This is a genomic window from Prochlorococcus sp. ALOHA_ZT_50, assembly GCF_022447305.1.
Taxonomy (GTDB): Bacteria; Cyanobacteriota; Cyanobacteriia; order PCC-6307; family Cyanobiaceae; genus Prochlorococcus_A.
The window spans coordinates 1-1,635 of the sequence record NZ_JAKVCI010000069.1 but is presented as its reverse complement, the minus strand read 5'-3'; the positions used below and the strand labels follow the sequence as shown (position 1 = coordinate 1,635).

Annotated in this window: 1 protein-coding gene and 2 pseudogenes; all 3 read right to left on the bottom strand. The window is 36.4% G+C overall.

Features of this window, described 5'->3' with window-relative positions; all coding sequences use genetic code 11:
- Window positions 1-330 (bottom strand): annotated as a pseudogene (locus MK115_RS09360) (polyribonucleotide nucleotidyltransferase); the annotation flags it as partial.
- A gap of 14 nt (window positions 331-344) precedes the next feature.
- Window positions 345-977 carry a hypothetical protein gene (locus MK115_RS09355; protein WP_353847962.1) on the bottom strand — a complete coding sequence of 211 codons (633 nt, stop codon included), beginning with the start codon at window positions 975-977 and terminating at the stop codon, window positions 345-347.
- Window positions 966-1,441: pseudogene (locus MK115_RS09350) on the bottom strand (polyribonucleotide nucleotidyltransferase); the annotation flags it as partial. The gene MK115_RS09355 and the pseudogene MK115_RS09350, both read right to left, overlap by 12 nt.
- Between the last annotated feature and the right edge of the window lie 194 nt (window positions 1,442-1,635).

Sequence of the window (1,635 nt, the reverse complement as noted above, 5' to 3'; positions counted from 1 at the left end):
TATACCCTTATCGGTCCCTGCAACTTTAAAGTCCATGTCTCCTAGAAAGTCTTCAATTCCTTGAATATCTGTAAGGATTCTAACTTCTTTTCCTTCTTTGATTAAACCCATAGCAGTACCACTCACAGGAGCTTTTAGAGGAACCCCCGCATCTAATAATGAAAGTGTGCTTCCACATACAGACCCCATTGAAGTTGATCCATTGGAACTTAAGACTTCGCTAACTACCCTAAGCACATAAGGAAATGTTTCTTTGCCAGGCAATACAGGTATTATTGCTCTCTCAGCTAATGCTCCATGGCCAATTTCTCTTCTTCCAGGAGTTCTCATCGGTCTTGTTTCTCCTACTGAATATGGAGGGAAATTATAGTGGTGGAGGTAAGTTTTTCTGTGCTTGGATTGAGGTCGTCCATTTCTTGAGCATCACTAGGAGTACCTAATGTAGTTGTAGATAAAACTTGGGTTAAACCTCTTTGAAATAATGCAGAACCATGAACTCTTTTTGGAAGAATTCCTGCAGAAGCTGATATTTTTCTAACTTCGTCGAGATCTCTTCCATCAACTCTTTTCCCATCATTAATGATTTGCGACCTCATTAATTTTTTTGTTAATTTTTTAAAGTCGGAATGAATTAATTTTTCATTTTCTGAGGTTAGAACTTTTACTTGATTGTCATCTTTAAGAGAATCAATTTTGCTTTGAGTTTCAGTTTTAATTTTTTCGAGTTCAAGATCCCTCTCTTCTTTTGTTTGATCAAATTTCTTAAGAACCAAATCAATAGCTTTACTGCAATTTTTTTCCAAATAAGAAGGTAATGTTTTATCCTCTTCAGGATCCGATGGTTTGATTTGTTTTATTCCTAAATCTTTTAGTAAATCTTCTTGAGATTTAATAAGTTCAGTAACTGCTTCATAACCAAAATCTATAGCTTCGATAGTATCTTGCTCCGATAACTGGTTAGCACCTGCCTCAATCATGACAATGCCTTCAGGTGAACCTGCAACAACAATGTCTAAATCTCCTCTTTCTATTTCTCTATAACTTGGATTTAAGATGAAATCATCTCCTATGAGACCAACTCTAACTGCAGCCATTGGCCCATAAAATGGAATCTCTCCAAGTAAAGTTGCTATTGAAGCCCCAGTAACAGCTAAAACATCTGCTGGAACTCTTTCATCTAGAGAAAGGCAAGAGGCAACAATTTGTATCTCGTCTCTCATCCATGATGGGAAAAGTGGCCTCATTGGCCTGTCAATCAATCTTGCGATTAAAGTCGCTCTTTCTGGAGGGCGACCCTCTCTTCTCATAAAACCACCAGGAATTCTTCCTGCAGCATATAGTTTCTCCTCATAGTCACATATTAGAGGTAGAAAGTCTGATGGTTCTTTTTGGTAGTTTTTGTCGCTGTAACTAATAGTGAGGTATCACCACACTCAATCATTACTGATCCATTTGCTTGAGGAGCATATAGTCCTGTAGTTAGTCGTATCTCTCGTCCGTCAAACGTGATCGACTTATTTTGTCCTTCCACTTTTTAAAATATAAATCTATACATAATTTATTCTTACATTTTATAGGGACATATTGAGTAAATTATTTAGATAAGCTATAAAAATTCTTATAATTGTTCAAAAA